Origin of the sequence: Haloarchaeobius ordinarius, assembly GCF_051801355.1 — an archaeon.
Classification (GTDB): Archaea; Halobacteriota; Halobacteria; order Halobacteriales; family Natrialbaceae; genus Haloarchaeobius.
This window is the reverse complement of the sequence record NZ_CP196560.1, coordinates 2,882,219-2,899,837: the sequence shown is the minus strand read 5'-3', so window position 1 is coordinate 2,899,837 and position 17,619 is coordinate 2,882,219. Positions and strand designations below refer to the sequence as shown.

Annotated in this window: 20 protein-coding genes; 13 read left to right on the top strand and 7 right to left on the bottom strand. The window is 66.9% G+C overall.

Translation table 11 applies throughout. The features are described 5' to 3' along the window. Nucleotides 1–124 precede the first annotated feature (124 nt). Entirely contained in the window at nt 125–1,099 is a 975-nt protein-coding gene (locus ACSC1R_RS15215; protein WP_439026570.1) for an FKBP-type peptidyl-prolyl cis-trans isomerase, read from the bottom strand. 123 nt (nt 1,100–1,222) lie between these two features. Between ACSC1R_RS15215 and cyaB the strand changes: the two genes are divergently transcribed. The 6 genes from cyaB (at nt 1,223) to ACSC1R_RS15185 (ending at nt 6,003) form a co-directional block, all read left to right on the top strand. Continuing rightward, nucleotides 1,223–1,825 carry a class IV adenylate cyclase gene (gene cyaB / locus ACSC1R_RS15210; protein ID WP_439026569.1) on the top strand — a complete coding sequence of 201 codons (603 nt, stop codon included), beginning with the start codon at nt 1,223–1,225 and terminating at the stop codon, nt 1,823–1,825. A 31-nt stretch (nt 1,826–1,856) separates the two neighbouring features. Then, nucleotides 1,857–2,462 (top strand): GNAT family N-acetyltransferase, encoded by a 606-nt coding sequence (locus tag ACSC1R_RS15205; RefSeq protein ID WP_439026568.1) that lies wholly within the window; start codon nt 1,857–1,859, stop codon nt 2,460–2,462. Between the two features lie 78 nt (nt 2,463–2,540). Continuing rightward, complete coding sequence (locus ACSC1R_RS15200) at nt 2,541–3,302, top strand: CDP-alcohol phosphatidyltransferase family protein (RefSeq protein WP_439026567.1); 762 nt, start codon at nt 2,541–2,543, stop codon at nt 3,300–3,302. Continuing rightward, the gene (locus ACSC1R_RS15195) at nt 3,299–3,982 is read left to right on the top strand and encodes a CehA/McbA family metallohydrolase (RefSeq protein WP_439026566.1); all 684 of its coding nucleotides are present in this window, start codon (nt 3,299–3,301) and stop codon (nt 3,980–3,982) included. The genes ACSC1R_RS15200 and ACSC1R_RS15195 overlap by 4 nt, the downstream gene beginning before the upstream one ends. A 2-nt stretch (nt 3,983–3,984) precedes the next feature. Then, nucleotides 3,985–4,713: a TVP38/TMEM64 family protein gene (locus tag ACSC1R_RS15190; RefSeq protein WP_439026565.1), complete on the top strand. Its 729-nt coding sequence runs from the start codon at nt 3,985–3,987 to the stop codon at nt 4,711–4,713. 69 nt (nt 4,714–4,782) lie between these two features. Next, a complete protein-coding gene (locus ACSC1R_RS15185; RefSeq protein ID WP_439026564.1) occupies nt 4,783–6,003 on the top strand; it encodes a methionine adenosyltransferase in 1,221 nt (406 codons plus the stop codon). Between the two features lie 12 nt (nt 6,004–6,015). Here ACSC1R_RS15185 and ACSC1R_RS15180 read toward each other — a convergent pair whose 3' ends face one another. Beyond that, nucleotides 6,016–6,252 carry a hypothetical protein gene (locus tag ACSC1R_RS15180; protein ID WP_439026563.1) on the bottom strand — a complete coding sequence of 79 codons (237 nt, stop codon included), beginning with the start codon at nt 6,250–6,252 and terminating at the stop codon, nt 6,016–6,018. A gap of 129 nt (nt 6,253–6,381) precedes the next feature. On the opposite strand from ACSC1R_RS15180, the gene ACSC1R_RS15175 reads away from it, so the two are divergent. From ACSC1R_RS15175 to ACSC1R_RS15165, 3 genes are read left to right on the top strand one after another with little or no spacing between them, the layout of a single operon-like run. After that, nucleotides 6,382–7,560: a tRNA sulfurtransferase gene (locus ACSC1R_RS15175; RefSeq protein WP_439026562.1), complete on the top strand. Its 1,179-nt coding sequence runs from the start codon at nt 6,382–6,384 to the stop codon at nt 7,558–7,560. Nucleotides 7,561–7,598: 38 nt separating this feature from the next. Beyond that, nucleotides 7,599–8,069 carry a DUF5804 family protein gene (locus tag ACSC1R_RS15170; RefSeq protein ID WP_439026561.1) on the top strand — a complete coding sequence of 157 codons (471 nt, stop codon included), beginning with the start codon at nt 7,599–7,601 and terminating at the stop codon, nt 8,067–8,069. After that, nucleotides 8,066–8,941 (top strand): alpha/beta fold hydrolase, encoded by an 876-nt coding sequence (locus tag ACSC1R_RS15165; protein WP_439026560.1) that lies wholly within the window; start codon nt 8,066–8,068, stop codon nt 8,939–8,941. The genes ACSC1R_RS15170 and ACSC1R_RS15165 overlap by 4 nt, the downstream gene beginning before the upstream one ends. Nucleotides 8,942–8,968: 27 nt before the next feature. Here the strand turns inward: ACSC1R_RS15165 and ACSC1R_RS15160 are convergent, their stop codons facing one another. Both ACSC1R_RS15160 and ACSC1R_RS15155 read right to left on the bottom strand, forming a co-directional pair. Next, nucleotides 8,969–9,949: a PLP-dependent cysteine synthase family protein gene (locus ACSC1R_RS15160; protein WP_439026559.1), complete on the bottom strand. Its 981-nt coding sequence runs from the start codon at nt 9,947–9,949 to the stop codon at nt 8,969–8,971. 99 nt (nt 9,950–10,048) lie between these two features. Next, nucleotides 10,049–10,861 carry a hypothetical protein gene (locus ACSC1R_RS15155; protein ID WP_439026558.1) on the bottom strand — a complete coding sequence of 271 codons (813 nt, stop codon included), beginning with the start codon at nt 10,859–10,861 and terminating at the stop codon, nt 10,049–10,051. An 82-nt stretch (nt 10,862–10,943) separates the two neighbouring features. Between ACSC1R_RS15155 and ACSC1R_RS15150 the strand changes: the two genes are divergently transcribed. Both ACSC1R_RS15150 and ACSC1R_RS15145 read left to right on the top strand, forming a co-directional pair. Beyond that, on the top strand, nt 10,944–12,065 hold the full coding sequence (locus ACSC1R_RS15150) for a metallophosphoesterase family protein (protein ID WP_439026557.1): 1,122 nt from the start codon (nt 10,944–10,946) through the stop codon (nt 12,063–12,065). Nucleotides 12,066–12,102: 37 nt separating this feature from the next. Then, nucleotides 12,103–12,483: a TlpA family protein disulfide reductase gene (locus tag ACSC1R_RS15145; RefSeq protein WP_439026556.1), complete on the top strand. Its 381-nt coding sequence runs from the start codon at nt 12,103–12,105 to the stop codon at nt 12,481–12,483. Nucleotides 12,484–12,499: 16 nt separating this feature from the next. Here the strand turns inward: ACSC1R_RS15145 and ACSC1R_RS15140 are convergent, their stop codons facing one another. Together ACSC1R_RS15140 and ACSC1R_RS15135 are read right to left on the bottom strand one after the other, a co-directional pair. Continuing rightward, a complete protein-coding gene (locus ACSC1R_RS15140; RefSeq protein WP_439026555.1) occupies nt 12,500–12,982 on the bottom strand; it encodes a hypothetical protein in 483 nt (160 codons plus the stop codon). Between the two features lie 62 nt (nt 12,983–13,044). Beyond that, on the bottom strand, nt 13,045–15,168 hold the full coding sequence (locus ACSC1R_RS15135; protein ID WP_439026554.1) for a thioredoxin domain-containing protein: 2,124 nt from the start codon (nt 15,166–15,168) through the stop codon (nt 13,045–13,047). Nucleotides 15,169–15,335: 167 nt separating this feature from the next. On the opposite strand from ACSC1R_RS15135, the gene ACSC1R_RS15130 reads away from it, so the two are divergent. Together ACSC1R_RS15130 and purD are read left to right on the top strand one after the other, a co-directional pair. After that, nucleotides 15,336–15,731, top strand: a complete 396-nt coding sequence (locus ACSC1R_RS15130) for a hypothetical protein (RefSeq protein WP_439026553.1) — start codon at nt 15,336–15,338, stop codon at nt 15,729–15,731. A gap of 111 nt (nt 15,732–15,842) precedes the next feature. Continuing rightward, entirely contained in the window at nt 15,843–17,147 is a 1,305-nt protein-coding gene (gene purD, locus ACSC1R_RS15125) for a phosphoribosylamine--glycine ligase (RefSeq protein ID WP_439026552.1), read from the top strand. A gap of 10 nt (nt 17,148–17,157) precedes the next feature. Here the strand turns inward: purD and ACSC1R_RS15120 are convergent, their stop codons facing one another. Further along, the gene (locus tag ACSC1R_RS15120; protein ID WP_439026551.1) at nt 17,158–17,610 is read right to left on the bottom strand and encodes a luciferase domain-containing protein; all 453 of its coding nucleotides are present in this window, start codon (nt 17,608–17,610) and stop codon (nt 17,158–17,160) included. Nucleotides 17,611–17,619: the final 9 nt, after the last annotated feature.

Genomic DNA, 17,619 nt, shown 5'->3' with positions numbered 1-17,619 from the left:
GCCGACCGACTCGTTCTCGTCACGTCACCTCCGTAGCCGAGCGCTGTTGCTCACGCTGTCGACGACCAGGTGTCGACAGCACTGCCGCTGCGCGCTCGTGAAAAACGGAGAGAACTCGAGGTGGTTACTCTTCGTCGAGGTCCGCTTCGATGTCCTCGGCGTCGATGTCGGCTTCTTCGAGGGCTGCCTCGATGTCGGCCGCGTCGGCACCGCCGGCGCCGCCGGCGCCGCCCATCATGCCACCCATGCCGCCCATCATACCGCCCATGCCACCGTCGATGGTCTCCTGGACGATGACGCGGTCGATGTCGAGGTGCTGCATGAGCTGCTGTGCGACCTGCTGCTTGCCGAACATCCACTGCTGGTTCATCTGCAGCTGCGGGTCGGACTCGATGTAGAGCGTCTCCTTCTCGACCGTCTGGGTCTCGAACTCGGGCTCTGCGTCCTCGTCCTCGTCGTCGGACTCGACGCGGACTTCCTCTTCGACCTCGTCGGTCTCGAACCACATGTCGAGGTCGACGTCGAAGAACATGTGCATCAGGCCCTGGGCCTTCTCGACGCGGTCCTCGACGACTTCGCTTATCTCGTAGTCGTACTCGAGGTCCTCACCCGCGAGCGGGTGGTTGAAGTCGACGCGGGCACGGCCACCGATGATGGTGTTGATGTAGCCCTGCTCGCCGTCGATCTGGACCTGTGCGCCGGGACGGCGGGAGTCCTCCGGAATCTTCTCGGCGCTGACGGTGCGGACCTGGGAGTCGTCGTACTCGCCGAAGGCTTCCGCGGCGGGGATGGTGACGTGACCGGAGTCACCGACCTCCTTGCCGCGAATCTCGTCCTCGACGGCCGCGAACATGTGGCCCTGGCCGAGCACGATGACGCGGGGCTCGAACGGACGACCCTCGTCGTCGATGCCCTCTTCCTCGGCGACCGCCGGGTCGGTCGTGTCGACCAGCTGGTCGCTCTCGGCGGTTCGGGCGGTGTAGTTCAGTTTGACGAAGTCGCCGTCCTGGAGTCCTGTCACTTCTTCTTCCTCGGCGGCTTCTTCCTCACTCACTTCGTCCTCTGCGTCGGCCATCTCGGCCTCTTGGTCATCGGTCATACGTTATCCGTCTCACGGTCAGCATTTAAGGAACACGTTTCTGACTCGCGTGAGCACGTCCGACCCCCCGGAAACGGCCACGCAACGGCCACGCTTTTCACGGCTCTCACACTGGGTACGCCCATGTACGAGGTGGAAGTGAAGGTGCAGGCGTCCCACGCGCCGGTTCGGGAGCGTCTGGCCGAGCAGGACGCCGTCCCCGTCGACGCCGTCGTCCAGGAGGACGTGTACTACGATGCGCCGCATCGCGACTTCGCGGCGACCGACGAAGCACTGCGCATCCGGCGGGAAGCCACCGTCGACCCGGACGCGACCGACACCGTCGCGGCGGCCGTCGACGCCGTCGATGGGGCCGAGTTCGAGGCCAACGTGACCTACAAGGGGCCACTTCTCGAAGCCGAATCGAAGACTCGCGAGGAGTTCGAGACGCTGGTCGCCGACGGCGAGACGATGGACGAGATACTCTCACGGCTCGGCTTCGAGCCGGCGGCGACCGTCCGCAAGCGTCGCGAACGCTTCGCGCTTGATGGGTACACCGTCACCCTGGACGCGGTCGACGGCCTCGGTGAGTACGTCGAGTGCGAGACGGAGACGGAAGAGGATGGCGTCGAGGAGGCGCGTGAGGGGGCGTTCGACGTGCTCAGGTCGCTGGGGCTGGACCCCGACGACCAGATTCGGACGTCGTACCTCGGTCTGTTGCTGGCGGATACAGCATCGGAACAGTAAATACGTCCATCGTGTCTGTTCTATATATCTGATGGCCATCCCCGTCTGGAACCTCACGCGGACGTCGTACGGCCGCCGAGTCTACGAGTTTCTGGAATCACTCGGGCTGAAACTGTCGCTGATGCACGGCTACCGGAAGGACCTGGGCGAGGAACCGGCACCGGAGCCACTGGGAAGCGTCTCGCTGTCGGTCCACGAGGCAGCGACCGTCCCGGTGTGGCCCGATTCCGACTTCGAGGCACTGGCCGCGGAGGACCACGTAATCTTGGCCCGGAAGACGGGTGACGGGGCACCTGACGGCGTGGAATCGGTCATCGGGTGGGTGTTCCTCACCACGGACCGGTCGAAACACGTCGAGCCCCTGGCGACGACGTTACACTTTGACGACGCGTACGTCTGGCGACTGTGGGTCGACCCGGCCCATCGGGAACGCGGCATCGCGTCGGCACTGGTCGCGGAAGCGACGCGCTTCGCGAACGAGACGTTGGACGCCGACACGGCGACGGCGTTCATCGCGGTCGACAACCAGCCCTCGAAGTGGGTGTTCGAGTCGAACGGGTTCGTCCAGTCCGCCCCAGCCCGCTACGTCCGGCTGTTCGGGCGGGAGTGGCGGAGCGAGTCGCTCCGGGCGAACTGAAATCTATATACTATTTAGTCTATTTATTTATATTTCCGGAACGCTTTAGACGACTGTTGTACCAGTGCCACGTACAGTATGTCAGACGAAAGCGAGCGGGCCGGCGTCCTCCTGCAACGCACACTCGGGCGGAGCGCCAGACGGACCGGGTTCCGGTACGACCCCGGCAACATCCTGTACCGGCTGACCGTCGCCGACTACGTGAGTCTCGTGGCACTCTTTTTCGCGTGGACGGCCGCACTGCTGTTCCTCTCTGGCGAGTCCAACTACGGGGTCGTCGTGATGTTCGTCGCGTTCCTGTTCGACAAACTCGACGGCTACCTCGCTCGTCGACTCGACATCACCTCCTCGCTGGGTCGGCAGGTCGACTCCTTCATCGACATCTTCGTCTACCTGGTCACGGCCGCCTTGCTGTTCTACTACGAACTCGCGCCACACCTCACTGTCGGCGCGGATACCGAACTCGTCCGCATCGCCAGCAGCGCCGTCGTCGGCTTCTTCGTCCTCGCGTTCGGCGGCCTGCGGCTCATCCGACACAACAACGAGGGATTCATCGAGGACGACGAGGGGACGAGCCACTACCACGGCATCACCGTCGTCCACGTGAACGCGGTCGTGGTCCTGAACTACCTGCTCGTGCTCTATCTCGCTCCGCTCGGCCTGTGGAACGGCTGGGCGGCCGCGCTGACGACGATGGTGGTCTGCCCGCTGATGGTCTCGGACTACCAGAGTCCGAAGACCGAACTCATCCACTGGGTCGTCGGTGCAGCCTGCGTGGTCGTCTCTGCGGCCGTGCTGTGGGTCGAGTTGGGGCTGGACCTCGCGACTGTCGGTCTATGACACGGACGCTCCGAATCGACCCGCACGTCCACACCCGCTTCTCGTACGACTCCTCGGCCCCGGTCGAGGCGGTCCTCGAACACGCGGCCGCGGCCGGACTCGACGGTCTGGTCGTCACCGACCACGACGCCATCGAGGGGAGTCGCCTCGCAGTCGAACAGGCTGGGGACTTCGGTCTGGTCGCACTCCCCGGCGTCGAAGTCTCCACCGCACACGGGCACCTGCTCGCCCTGGGGGTCACCGAACGGCCCGACCCACATCGGCCACTCGGTGAGACCATCGACGCGGTCAGAGACGCAGGCGGTGTCGCGGTCGTCCCGCACCCGTTCCGTCGGACGAGTCACGGGGTCCGCCGGTCGAACCTCACTGACCCCGACGCGGTCGAGACGTTCAACGCCTGTACACTCCTGTCGTACCGGAACCGGCAGGCCGCGGCCTACGCGGACCGGAACGAACTGCCTGGAATCGGTAGCAGCGATGCCCACACCCCCAGTGCCGTCGGTGACGGCTTCACGACGGTCGAGGTCGCCGATTCGGGCCACCGGACCGACGTCGACCCGGTGGCCATCCTCGACGGCATTCGCGCCGGCCGAACCACGGCCCACGGGAACCGCGCGTCCGTGCGTCGCTACCTGAACAAGTACGCGGTGAACGCCTGGCTGGCGGCCGCGAGGCGCTGACGATGCTCGGCGACTGGCTGCCCGACGGACCGGTGTTCACGTCCCGTCGAGGTCGCTGGAAGGCAGTCGCGTGGGGACTCGGACTGGTCCTGGTGACGGTCGCTGTCGCGGTCGCCGTCCAGCAGTTCGTCCCGCAGGTGACCGACCGGGCCTGGCTCGCCGACCAGTTCGCCCGGTTCGAGCAGTGGGCACCCGTCGTCTTCGTCGCGATTCAGACCGCACAGGTGATTCTCGCACCGGTCCCAGGGCAGACGCTCGGTGGCGTCGGCGGCTTCCTCTTCGGCTGGGTCGCGGGGACGACCTACTCCATCCTCGGCGTCGCGCTGGGGAGCTACCTCGTGTTCCGGTTCGCCAGGGCGTACGGACGCCCGGCGGTCGAGGACTGGGTCACCGACGACGTGCTCGACGGCTTCGACGACTTCGTCGACGACCACGGCGAGGCCGGACTCTTCCTCGCGTTCCTGTTTCCGGCGTTCCCCGACGACGCGCTCTGTTTCGTCGCCGGTCTCTCGCCCGTCTCGGGCCGCCGGTTCCTGGCGCTGGTCGTACTCGGACGGCTCCCCTCGTTCGTCGCTGTGGCGTACGCCGGTGACAGTCTCGCCACGGGCGACCCGAAGACGTTCCTCGGTATCGTCGTCGTCCTCGGTGTGGGCTCTGTGCTGGCGTATCTCCAGCGGGACGTGCTCGTCGGACTCGTCGGTCGTCTCACCGGGACACGACACGAAAAATAACCACAGAGCATATTCTTTAGCACGGCCTTTTCCGCAAGTTATAGAAACGGGGGTGGTCAACTCCGAGTAATGACAGAGCGCAATATTCGCGTCGAGCCCATCGACCGGCTCGCGGTCGAAGACCAGGAGGTCGAGATCGTCGAGCGAAAGGGTATCGGACACCCCGACTCCATCTGTGACGGCATCGCGGAATCCGTCTCTCAGGCCCTCGCCCAGACCTACCTGGAGCGCGTCGGCAAGGTCCTCCACTACAACACCGACGAGACCCAGCTGGTCGCCGGGACCGCTGCCCCCGCCTTCGGCGGCGGCGAGGTCATCGAACCCATCTATCTCCTCATCGTTGGCCGCGCCACCAAACACTACGTGGACGACGAGGGCACCGAGTACCACATCCCCGCCGAGACCGTCGCGCTCAAAGCGGCCCGCCGGTACCTCGGCGAGCACTTCCCGGAACTGGAGTTCGGCACCGACATCGTCGTCGACGTGAAACTCGGTGAGGGGTCCGGCGACCTCCAGACGGTCTTCGGCGAGGACGGTGCGGCAGTCCCGATGGCCAACGACACCTCCTTCGGCGTCGGCCACGCCCCGAACACCGAGACCGAACAGATCGTCCTCGAAGCCGAACACCGGCTCAACGGCGAGTACCACGACGAACACCCCGCCATCGGGCAGGACGTCAAGATTATGGGTAAGCGAGAGGGCGACCACATCGACATCACCGTCGCCGCCGCCATGGTCGACAGGTACGTCGAAGACCTCGAGCACTACATCGAGGAGGTCGAGTCGATCCGCGAGTTCGTCACCGAGGTCGCCCACGAGCACACCGACCGCGAAGTCGACGTGCACGTCAACACCGCCGACAACTACGAGGAGGGTGCTATCTACCTCACGACGACCGGTACGTCCGCAGAACAGGGCGACGACGGGTCCGTCGGCCGTGGCAACCGTGCGAACGGACTCATCACCCCGAACCGTTCCATGTCGATGGAGGCGACCTCCGGGAAGAACCCCGTCAACCACATCGGGAAGATTTACAACCTCCTCAGCACCGAAATCGCCGAGAGCGTCGTGGACGAGGTCGACGGTATCCGCGACCTGCGCATCCGCCTGCTCTCCCAGATCGGACGCCCCATCGACCAGCCCCACGTCGCCGACGCACACGTCGTCACCGAGGCGTCCGTGGAACTGGCGGACATCGAAGACGAGGTCTCCGAAATCATCGACCGCGAACTCGCGAACGTGACCGACATCACCCGGCGCGTCATCGACGGCGAACTGACGACGTTCTGACCCGCGACCGGCCTATTCGCGGTACGCGAGGACGGCGACCGTCGACCCCTCGGCGTCGGCCGGGGCGACTCGACACCGGACCGTCGCGGTCGTCCCTGACTGGCCGGCGAGTATCACCACGCCAGACTGCGTTTTCTCCGTTTCTCTCGCACGCTCGACGAGGAGCACCTTCGCCGTGGTCGTTCCGTGGGAGGTACCGCGGTGACGTGGTGGCCGCGACAGCTGCTGAATCGGGTCCCTCTCGCTCATCGGTTAGTGGAACGTTAGTATCCATGCTGCATCACCAGTTTGCCCACCTGACAGCCACGAGATGCGAACTCCCGGCGACCACGATGGCGCTCCGACGGGCGTTTATACCTCGACACGGTACCCGCGTCCATGCATCCACCGGGGGCCGGGACGGTCGTCGTACGCCACGGCGACCTCAACGTGAAGAGCACGGGCGTCCAGCGACGCATGGAGCGCCGACTCGTCGAGAACGTCGAGGCGCTGTTGGCGGACGCCGGGGTCGAAGGAACCGTCGAACGGCCCTGGTCCCGCATCCTCGTCAGGACCGGCGAGGCGGACATCGAAGCCGCCACCGAGGCCGCCGCGAAGGCGTTCGGCGTGGTCTCCGCGAGTCCGGCCCTGTCGGTCCCGTCCGAGCGCGAGGCCATCACCGACGCACTCGCGGAGACCGCCCGGGAACACTACACGGGCGGGACGTTCGCGGTGAACGCTCGACGCGCCGAGAAGTCACTGCCCTTCGACAGCGAGGACGCCCAGCGCTGGGGCGGGCAGGCCATCTGGGAAGCCGTCGAGGACGACTTCGCCCCCGAGGTCGACCTCGACGACCCCGACCTGACGTTCCACGTCGAGATTCGCGGCGACGAGACGTTCGTCTTCCTCGACCACGTCGAAGGGCCGGGCGGGCTCCCGCTCGGCACGCAGGCACCCATGGTCGCACTCGTCAGCGGCGGCATCGACTCGCCCGTGGCAGCCTACGAACTCATGCGCCGAGGCAGTCCGGTGATTCCGGTGTACGTCGACCTGGGGGACTACGGTGGGCCGGACCACGAGGCGCGAGCCGTCGAGACGGTCCGGCGACTGGCCTCTTTCGCGCCGAACTTCGAGTTCACCGTGTGGAAGGTACCGGCGGGGGACGTGGTCACGAAACTGGTGGAGCGCGTCGACACCGGCCGGATGCTCGTGTTCCGACGGTTCCTCTACATGGTCGGCGAGGCCGTCGCCGGTGAGGCCGAGGCCGCAGGTGTCGTCACGGGCGAGGCGCTGGGCCAGAAGTCCAGCCAGACCGGCCAGAACTTCGCGGTCACCTCGCAGGCCATCGACCTCCCCGTCCACCGGCCGCTCCTGACGTGGGACAAGGCCGACATCGTCGAACAGGCCCGCGCTATCGGCACCTTCCGCGACTCGACCATCCCGGCGGGCTGCAACCGCATGGTCCCGAACCAGCCCGAAACACGGGGGTCGCTCCCATCGGTCGAGGCGGCCGAACCGGACGACATGCGCGACCGCGCCCGCGAGGCGGTCGAACGGGCCGACAGAATCGCGTTCTGAGCGAAATCCACAAACCCCCCGCCGTCCAATGGCCGCCAGTGACCGACGTCTGTCTCATCGGCTCGGACGACTCCGTCCTCCGGTACGAGCTCCTCTCGCGTGAGACGGCCCGCGAGGCCCTCTCGACGTACGACCTCTGGGAACCGTTCGAGAACGCCATGGCCTGCCGGACGGTGAGCGTCGGGGCGGCCGTCTCGCTGTGCAACGACCTCAACTGGTACCTCGTCCGATTCGTCGACGACGTGCTGGTGCGGGAACCCTCTATCGCCGAGGAGGAGTGGCTCTCGCGCGACCTGGCGACGCAGGTCAGAAACGACGAAGTCAAGCCCTCGGAGACCGGGCGATACTGCAAGATGTACGGTGTCATCGAGAACGAAGACGCCCCTCCGACGCTGGTCGAACCCCTGTTCGTCCAGCGGACCGACGACGGACTCCCCGAGTACGACCTGCGACCCGACGTGGACGAGACGGTCGTCGTTCGCGTCAGCGCGGAGGAGTTCGGCGCATGACCGGCGGACACGGGTTCGCGCGGGTGGACGGCCGACGAATCCACTACCGCAGGGCTGGCGTCGAGGGACCGCCCGTCGTCCTGCTCCACGGTGGCGGCGTCGACGACGCGGAACTCTCCTGGAAACTCACTATCGACACGCTCGCCGACGCCGGTCACCAGGTGTACGCGCTGGACTGGCCGGGCTACGGCGAGAGCGACCCGCACCCAGAACCATCGATCACGAGTTACGTCGACGTGCTCGACGGGTTCCTCGACGCGCTCGCGCTCGACACCGTCTCGCTCGCGGGCATCTCGATGGGCGGGGCCGCCGCCCTGGGCTACACGCTCGAACACGCCGACCGCGTCGACCGCCTCGCGCTCGTCGACAGCTACGGCCTCGGTGCGACCGTCCCGGCCGGCCCACTCTGGTACACACTCGCGCACGTTCCCGGTGCGAACGAGGCAGGCTGGTCCATGATGGGTACCTCGAAGGCCGCGACCTCGCTCGGGCTGGGCAACGTCGTCCACGACCCAAACGCGGTCTCGGAGACCTTCGTCTCGGACGTCCACGAACGCGCCAGCGAGGTCGGTGCCGGACGGGCGTTCGCCGCCTTCCAGCGAAACGAGATCGGCCCCGGCGGTCGCGTGAAGACCAACTACGCGACCCGCCTCGACGAACTCGACCTGCCGGTCCTGCTCGTCCACGGCGAGGGCGACCCGCTGTTCCCGGTCCACTGGGCCCGGCGGGCACACGACCGCATCGAGGACTCGGAACTCGTCGTCTTCGAGGACTGCGGTCACTGGGTGCCCCGCGAACGACCGCTCCGGTTCAACACCTCACTGGTGGAATTCCTGCGGACCGGGACGGGGCTGGACGTCGAAGAGAACTGACAATCCGACCGAAGCCGTGTCTCGCCGTCAGTCGAACAGCCCGAGCGACATGTAGCGCTCACCGGAGTCCCAGAAGACGGTGACGACGAGCGGGCAGTCGTCGTAGTCGCCGCCGTCGGCTTCGAGTGCTGCGTCTCCTTCCTCGCGGAGTTCCGCAGGCCCCGGCGGGCACTCCGCCTCCGGTTCCGCGAGACGTTCGGCGACCCGGTTCGCGACGACGCTCATCGCGCCGGAGGACTGGCCGACGAGGATGCCCTCCTCGCGGGCGAGCCGGCGACACTCGGCCTCTGCCTCCTCCAGTTCGACCGTCTCTATCTCGTCGATGAGCGAGGTGTCGAGATTGTCGCTGACGAAGCCGGGGCCCATCCCCTGGAAGTCGTCCTTCCCTGCCTCGCCCGTCGAGAGGACGGCGTTCGTCGCCGGTTCGACCGCGACCGCCGTCATGTCGGGGAACTCCTCTTTCAGGCGCTTCGTGTTGCCCGAGAAGGTTCCACCGGTCCCGACGCCCGCGACGAAGGCGTCTATCTCGCGGTCACCCACCTGTTCGAGAATCTCCTCGGCGGTCGTCCGGTAGTGCGCCCGCGGGTTCGCCGGGTTCTCGAACTGTCGGAGCTGGACCGCGCCCTCCTCCTGTTCTATCTCGTCCGCCCTGTCCTTCGCGGTGGTCATGTCGCCCGTGACGAGTTCGATGTCCGCGCCGTAGGCTTCCATGATTTCGCGGCGCTCTTTCGACATGTCGTCGGGCATGACGATGGTGATGTCGTACCCCTTCGCGGCTGCGACCATACAGAGCCCGATGCCGGTGTTCCCGCTCGTCGGTTCGACGAGTCGGTCACCAGGCTGGAGGTCGCCGGCCTGCTCGGCCGCGCGGACCATCTCGCGAGCCGGCCGGTCCTTGGCCGACCCGCCCGGATTGAACGATTCGACCTTCGCGGCGATCGTGACCCCCGGCGGGGAGGAGACCTGGACGAGTGGAGAACCGATGGCGTCCAGAATGCTCTGATACATGCGTCGTTCTAGTAGAGCCACGGATAAACCACCCGTGGACACCGGCAGGACGTGCCCCCGCCTTCGACGGTCCGGATTCTGGTATCCGCTGGGACCGGCCTAGACCGGCAGTTCGACGCCCACGAGGGTCGCGAGGAAGTCGTGGTACACCGAGACTGCGTCCGGGACACCCGCGAGGCTGACGACCGGGTTCACGTCGACGACGACCCAGTCGTCGGTGGGGTCACCGGTCGGCTGCACCACCGCCTCGTCCAGCCCGGTGTTCGCGGACCCGAGTCGGACCGCGTCGAGTTCGAACACCCGGAGGCCGAACAGGTGCCGGACACGTCGTACGATGGGTTCCAGTCCAGCCGCGAGCGGGACGGGGTCCTGTCCGGCGGACGACTCACGGACCGCCCGGACGGTCTCGCCGAGGACGTGTACCTTCACGCTGGCGCAGTGGGGGACGTAGGCTTCGACCAGTCGCTCCCCGCCGTAGGTCACGGGACCGGTCGCGACGAACCGGTGGTCGTGGCTCCGCAGGACCCCTTCTTCGCGCCGCTTCACGAGAACCGGTGGTGTGAGCGAGACGGCCGAGGCAGGGCCGAACTCGGCACGGGGGACCGGGACACCGGCGTGGACGAGCGCCTCGTGACGGGCGACACGGTCGCTCGTCACCGCGACGGCTATCGGCGGGTTGACCGTCTCGACGCCGGCGGTGGCCGCGCGGTCCAGGTCCGCGAGCGATTCCGGTCGTCGTTTCGCGGCGTGGAAGAGGTCGAGGTCCAGCGCGTCGAGGTCGTGATGGTCGCGCTCCGGGTCCAGCCAGACCACCTCGGCGTGGTCGGCGAGCGATTCGAACGCCCGGCGCTTTCGCGGGTTCCCGCGGTCGCGCCAGTACGAGATACCGATGCGAGGGCGAGCGGACTGCAAGGCTACTGGAAAGTGGGGTCGAATCGTGATAAACAATCTCGCGGTATCGTTATGCTTCGTCGCACCTAGTCACACTCGACTGATGGACGCCGACGATTGGACATCGACGGTAGACGGCCGGAATCCGGGCTTCGCGGCCGCCGCGGCGACCGACTGGCTCACGGGCGACGGCCCGGGGCCGGCGGAGTTCGCCGCCAGACAGACGTTCGAAGACGTCCCGCTCCGGGCAGACGGCCCATCACTGCTCGCACGCTTTTCCGAACCGAACACGACCGACCCGACGAGCATCGCCGTCGTCTCCGACGTGCACCTCTCGACGCGCGAGGTCGGCGGCTGGAAGGTGTTCCACCGGACAGAGACACTGCTTCGGCGCGCCGTCGCGGACCTGAACGACCACGACCTCGACCTCGTCGTGTTCTCGGGCGACCTCACGGAGAACGGGGCGCTCTGTGACTTCGAACTCGTGAGCAGAATCCTCGGCGACCTCGACCACGACTTCGTGGCGGTACCGGGCAACCACGACGTGCCGAAGACGTTCGACGACCACGACGTCCCACCGCTCTCACGGTTCGAGCGCGAGTACACGCCCGGCGGGTTCCCTTTCCACGTCGACGCGGGCGGCGTGTCCGTCCTCGGGCTGAACACCGCCCACACACCCGACGGCTCCCTCGACGACACACACGAGGGGACCGTCTCGCCCGACCAGCGCGACTGGCTGGCCGACGAGTTACCCAGGCACGAGGCTCCACTCGTGGTCGGCCACCACAACCTGCCGGGGCTCCTCGACGCGACCGGCGGCCACTCCTGGCGCGGGTCGTTCCCCATGCGCGACCCCGGGCCGTTCGCCGACGTGCTCGCAACCGGTGGCGCACCGCTGTACCTCTCGGGGCACCTCCACGTCCCCGCAGTTGCCGAGACGGCTGGCGTCCGTGAACTCGTCGCCCCCGCCATCTGCTCGTTCCCGCAGGCGTACCTCGTCCTCGACATCGGGCCCGCGGGCACCAGCGTCTGGCACGTCCCCGTGGCGACCGATGCGGACGCGACCGAGGCGCTCGACCTCGCCCACGAGTACAGCGAGCGCAGTCGGATGGTCGCCGGTATCGTCCGCCGCCAGACCGGCGCGTACCCGCTCGTGGACGAACTCGCGCCAGAAGACCACCCGGCTGCCCCGGGTTCCGTGTCGGCCGCGACGGAATGTGACTAACGCCTCATTTTTACTGCTCGGTGGCGAATCGATTCGCATGGAACTCGAGACGATGCGCCCGACCCCGACGTGGGACGGCGCAGGCTACGAGGACAGCCTCGACGTGTGGCGCGCCCTCGCCGACGACATCGTCGTGAAGGTGTGGGGCGGTGACTGGTGCAAGGACTGCCGCAGCCAGCTCCCCGACTTCGGGGCAGCGCTCGCCAACGCAGAGGTCGAGAACGTGGAACACTACCCTGTCGAGAAGGAAGACGACGGCTCGAAGGTCGGTCCCGGCGTCGAAGAGTACGGCATCGAGTACATCCCGACGGTCGTCGTCGAGGATTCGGATTCGGGCGAGGAACTCGCCCGGTTCGTCGAGGAGGAAGACCGGCCCATCGCGGTGTGGCTGGCCGACGAGTTGGAACAGTACGTCTGAACGAGCACGCTTCTCGTCACTCCCACGCGCCGAACCACGGAGCATCCGGAAGCAGGTCGGCGATGGGACGTGTCTCCACGGTCGGTGACGCCGACACGACCACGTCGGCGTCCGGGCCGTAGTCGGAGACGAGTTCCCGACACGAGCCACACGGCGGGATGACGGCTGCGCCATCGAGGATATCTTCGCGAGCGACGGCTGCATCGCGTGACTCGGGGACGTACGAGACGGCCGCGATACAGTCGACCGCGAGCGCGTCGTCAGCAGGCGCGTCCTCGCACGCTGCGGCGATGGCGGCTGCCTCGGCGTGGATGCTCGCGCTCCCGATCGTCGTGTCGAGGTGGATTCCGGTGTGAACCGCACCGCTGGTCGTCCGCAGGGCACAGGCCGTCCGGTGGCGGTCCACGTCGTAGGACTTCGCGAGCGTCTCTCTCGCCAGTTCCACCAGGGCCGCAGGGGCGTTCATCTGGGGCGTGTCGGCGTCGTCTCCGCTTTGCATGTCCGAGTGTCGGTGGAGCGACACCGAAAACGTTCCCCCGGTCGGAGTGGATGGGACTGTAATCAGTCGTCTTCGGCAAGCCAATCGAGCGCCGCCGCGATGTCGTGCGTCGGCGGCGAACACGAGAAGTCCCGGCAGGCGTACACTGTCGGTTCGCCGTCGGTCGCGTCGCGGTCGGCCCAGATTGGCGGCGCGGTGTCGAAGTCGAGGTCGGCGAGCCACGCGTCTAGCCCGTCCGCGGTCGGTGGCCGCAGGGCGAGCACCCGCGACGGGAGGTAGGAGTCGCCGATGGCGGTCCGCCAGTCGTCGGGCAGTTCGGCAGATGCAACGGTCAGTTCGAGGTCACCGGTCTGCCACCGGTCTGCCGCCAGCACCAGCGATGGGTACTCCAGCGGGCTGGACTCGATACGGCCGCCGTGGGTCGCCAGCACCGACTCGACGACCGCCTCGAACTCGTCGTCCGGGCTGAAGTGTGACAGCGAGAGGAGCACGTCGAGGGTGACGCCGAGCGAGGAGGGCGTCGACTGGTCGCGCAGTTCCTGCGGGCGGGCGACGAGTTCCTCACCACCTGCGGGCGTGAAGAAGACGGTTTCCTCGTCGCTGTCCCAGAACTCGCGCTCGATGGTCCGTGCGAGGTCGAGCGCGAATTGCAGGGAGTGGTGGTCGCCGGTCGCCTGGTACAGGTCGAACGCGCCGCGGGCGAGGAAGGCGTAGTCTTCGAGGTAGCCCTCGCCTTTCACGTCGCGTTGGGCGAACCGGCGCGTGAGCCGCCCTGCATCCGCGTCCCAGAGGTGCTCGCGGACGAACGAGAGGGCCTGCTCGGCGGGCCCGGCGTAGCCCTCATCGAGCACGATGGCGGCCTCGGCGAACGCCGAAATCATCAGGCCGTTCCACCCCGCGAGGACCTTCTCGTCGCGGCGGGGGCGCGGGCGCTCCTCGCGAGCCGCGAAGATGGCCTGCTTCGCGTCGACGAGTCGCGCCTCGACCTCGCCCTCGGAGAGGTCGTGTTCCTCGGCAAGGTCCTCGATGCTGGCCGAGATGGTCAACACGGTCTGACCGTTCTCGAAGTTCCCCTTGCTCGTGACGCCGTAGCGTTCGCAGAACAGCTCTGCATCCTCGTCGTCCAGCACTTCCTGAACCTGCTCGGGCGTCCAGACGTAGAACGCGCCCTCCTCCTGTTCACCCTCGTCGTTCGCGGACTGGGCGTCGAGCGTCGAGAAGAACCCTCCCTCGGGATGCTGGAGTTCGCGGGTGACGAAGTCGAGGGTCTCCTCGACGCGGTCTCTGTACGTCTCCTCACCCGTCACCTGGTAGCCCGCGAGGAAGATGCGGGACAACTCCGCGTTGTCGTACAGCATCTTCTCGAAGTGAGGCACCGTCCAGTCGCGGTCGGTGCAGTAGCGGTGGAAGCCGCCGCCGACGTGGTCGTACAGGCCGCCGTCGCCCATCGCGTCGAGGTTCTGGGCGACGACCTCGCGGAAGCCGTCACGGCCTGACCGGTCGTACGAGCGCAACAGGACGTGCAGGCGGGCCTCCTGCGGGAACTTCGGGCCCGAATTGCCGAAGCCGCCGTACTCCCGGTCGACGCTGCGCATCAGCGAGGTCGCAGCGTCCGAGAGTACGTCCTCGCCGGGAGCGTCCTCGCCCGGTGATTCGACGTCTTCGAGCTGGTCTTTGGCCACCCGCGTCCACTGGTCGGCCCGGTTCGCCATCTCCTTTCGTTGCTCGGGGTCCTGCCAGGACTCGGCGACGTTCTCCAGCAGGCTCAGGAAGCCGGGCATGTTGCGCCTGGCCTCGCGCGGGAAGTACGTCCCGACGTAGAACGGTTTGCCCTCGGGCGTGAGCCACACCGAGAGCGGCCAGCCGCCGCGGCCGGTGACGGCCTGGCAGACGGTCTGGTAGATAGAGTCGAGGTCCGGGCGCTCCTCGCGGTCGACCTTGATGGGGACGAAGTGTTCGTTCAGCACCTCGGCCACGTCGTCGTCCTCGAAGCTCTCGTCCTCCATGACGTGACACCAGTGACAGGCCGAGTAGCCGACCGAGAGGAAGATGGGCTTGTCTTCCTCGCGGGCTTTCGAGAGGGCGGCCTCGTCCCACGGTTGCCAGTTGACGGGGTTGTCCGCGTGCTGTCGGAGGTACGGCGATGCCTCCTCGTCGAGCCGGTTTCGCGCGGTGGGGTCGCTCATGGCTGTCCCTTGGACCGAGGGCGGGTAAAAGCGTGCGACTCCGGCGGGCGATGCGGCTTCTCGGTCACGTATACCGACTCAGGGCGGGCGCGGCAGTCCACTCTGCAAGCTGAAAGAACCGTATTGCCATTCAGAAAACATATTCCGCCCGTTGGCATACTGCCCTCATGAACAGACGAGCGTTCCTCGGGGCTACGACAGCAGTCGGCGCGACCGTCCTGTCGGGGTGTGGGGCCACAGACCAGTCAATCAACGAACCGGACCCCGACCATTCGGTCGAGGTCGACAACAGCCACACCGACACCCACACACTCTCGGTGACAGTCACGCGGGAGTCCGGTGAGGTCGTCCACGACGAGACCCACGAGGTCGAACCGGGCGCCTACAGAGAGATATACAACCTGCAGCAAGCGGCTCCCGACGGCATCGAATCGTTCACCATCGAGGCGACGATGGGCGACCAGCAGACCTCGGTCACCATCGAATCAAGTGCCTGCTTCGGAGAAGCCATCATCTACATCACCGAGGACGGAGTGCTCGAGTCGACGTACGCCATCTGTTGACGACCTCGTGGGACTGCCAGTCCGTGTGCACCCGCCTGGTAGCCATGTTCGTGCATACTTCCACCTGCGGGAAGGGCAACCTTTACACTCTCGTGCGTACCGCTATCGCGTATGTCCGATACCCTCTTGCTCGTCGGTGGCGGCGGGCGCGAGCACGCCATCGCCCGGGCGCTCGACGAGTCACCCGACCGAGACGAGTTCGAGCTGTACGCCTGCGCAGGGAACCGAAACCCCGGCATCGCCCGTATCGCCGCGGGCTTCGAGACACTGGATACGGCCGACCCCGAGGCTGTCGTCGCCTACGCCGAGGAGGTCGGCGCGACACTGGCCGTCATCGGGCCGGAGAAACCCCTCGCAGAGGGCGTCGTCGACGCGCTCGAAGACGCCGGCGTGTACGCCTTCGGGCCGAAGCAGGCCGACGCCCGCATCGAGGTGGACAAGTCGTTCCAGCGCGAGTTCATGGCCGAACACGACGTGCCGGGCTGTCCGGACTACGCCGTCTTCACCGACATGGACGCTGCCTGTGAGTACATCGACGAGTACGACGGTGACCTCGCCGTCAAGCCCGCCGGCCTGACCGGCGGCAAGGGCGTCCGCGTCACCGGCGACCAGATAACCAGGGAAGAGGCCAAGGCGTACCTCCAGGAGTCCGACTACGAGAAAGTCGTCCTCGAAGAGCGCCTCGTCGGCGAGGAGTTCACCATCCAGGCCATCGTGGCCCAAAACGACGTGCTCATCACACCCGCCGTCCAGGACCACAAGCGCGCCTACGAGGGCGACGAGGGGCCGAACACGGGCGGCATGGGCAGCTACACCGACGCGAGCTTCCAGCTCCCGTTCATGACCGAGGCAGACAGCGTCGAGGCCCTCAACATCCTCCGTGCGACCGTCGAGAACCTCGACGACTACCGCGGCATCCTCTACGGCCAGTTCATGCTGACCGCCGAGGGCGTGAAGGTCGTGGAGTTCAACGCCCGCTTCGGCGACCCGGAGGCGATGAACACGCTGCCGGTCCTCGAGACGGACTTCTACGAGATTCTCACCGCCGCCCGCGACGGGGAACCGCTCCCCGAACTCGACTTTGCCAGCAAGGCGACCGTCTGCAAGTACGCCACCCCCGCCGGCTACCCGACGAACCCGGAGGCCGGCACGAAGATTACGGTCGACGAGGACAGTGCGGGCGATGCCCTGCTCTACTACGCCTCCGTCGACGAGCGCGACGACGGCATCTACACGACCACCTCGCGTGCCTTCGCGGTCGTCGGCGTCGCCGACACCATCGCCGAGGCCGAAGAACAGGCCGAGGATGCACTCGCCGTGGCTGGTGAGGACGGCCTTCACGTCCGCCACGACATCGGGAAAGCCGACCTCGTCCAGCGCCGCATCGACCACGTGAAACAGCTCCGCGGCGAATAGGGAAGGGAACTCAGGCCGCCTGCCTGCTGTCCCGCCGCTCGAACGCCGCCCGAATCTCCTCGCTCACGCCGAGCGCCGCCAGCTCCGCGTCGACGTCCACGTCGTCGTACTCGTGTTCGCCGCGTTGCTGGAGCACCCGGACGTGGTACAGGTACGAGAGCCGCACGAGCCAGCGCGCGTGCTCGAAGTCACCGGGTGACTGAATCTGGTACGTCGTCCAGCCCGAGTTCGTGAGCAGGTGATGGACGCCCGTCTCGCCCGCCTCGACGAGCCGGTCCCGGAGGGCCTTCAGGTACGGGATGTCGAGCATTCCCGACGCGTGGACGTGGCCGATCTCCCGAGAGCCGACGAGGAACGCGGTTCCGCCGTAGCGGTGTTCCTCCTGCCGGACGTGGGGCCAGTCGGTCACGGTTTCGACGAGCGCCTCGACGACCTCCCCGACGAGTCTGGACGAGTCTGTCATGGGAGAGGT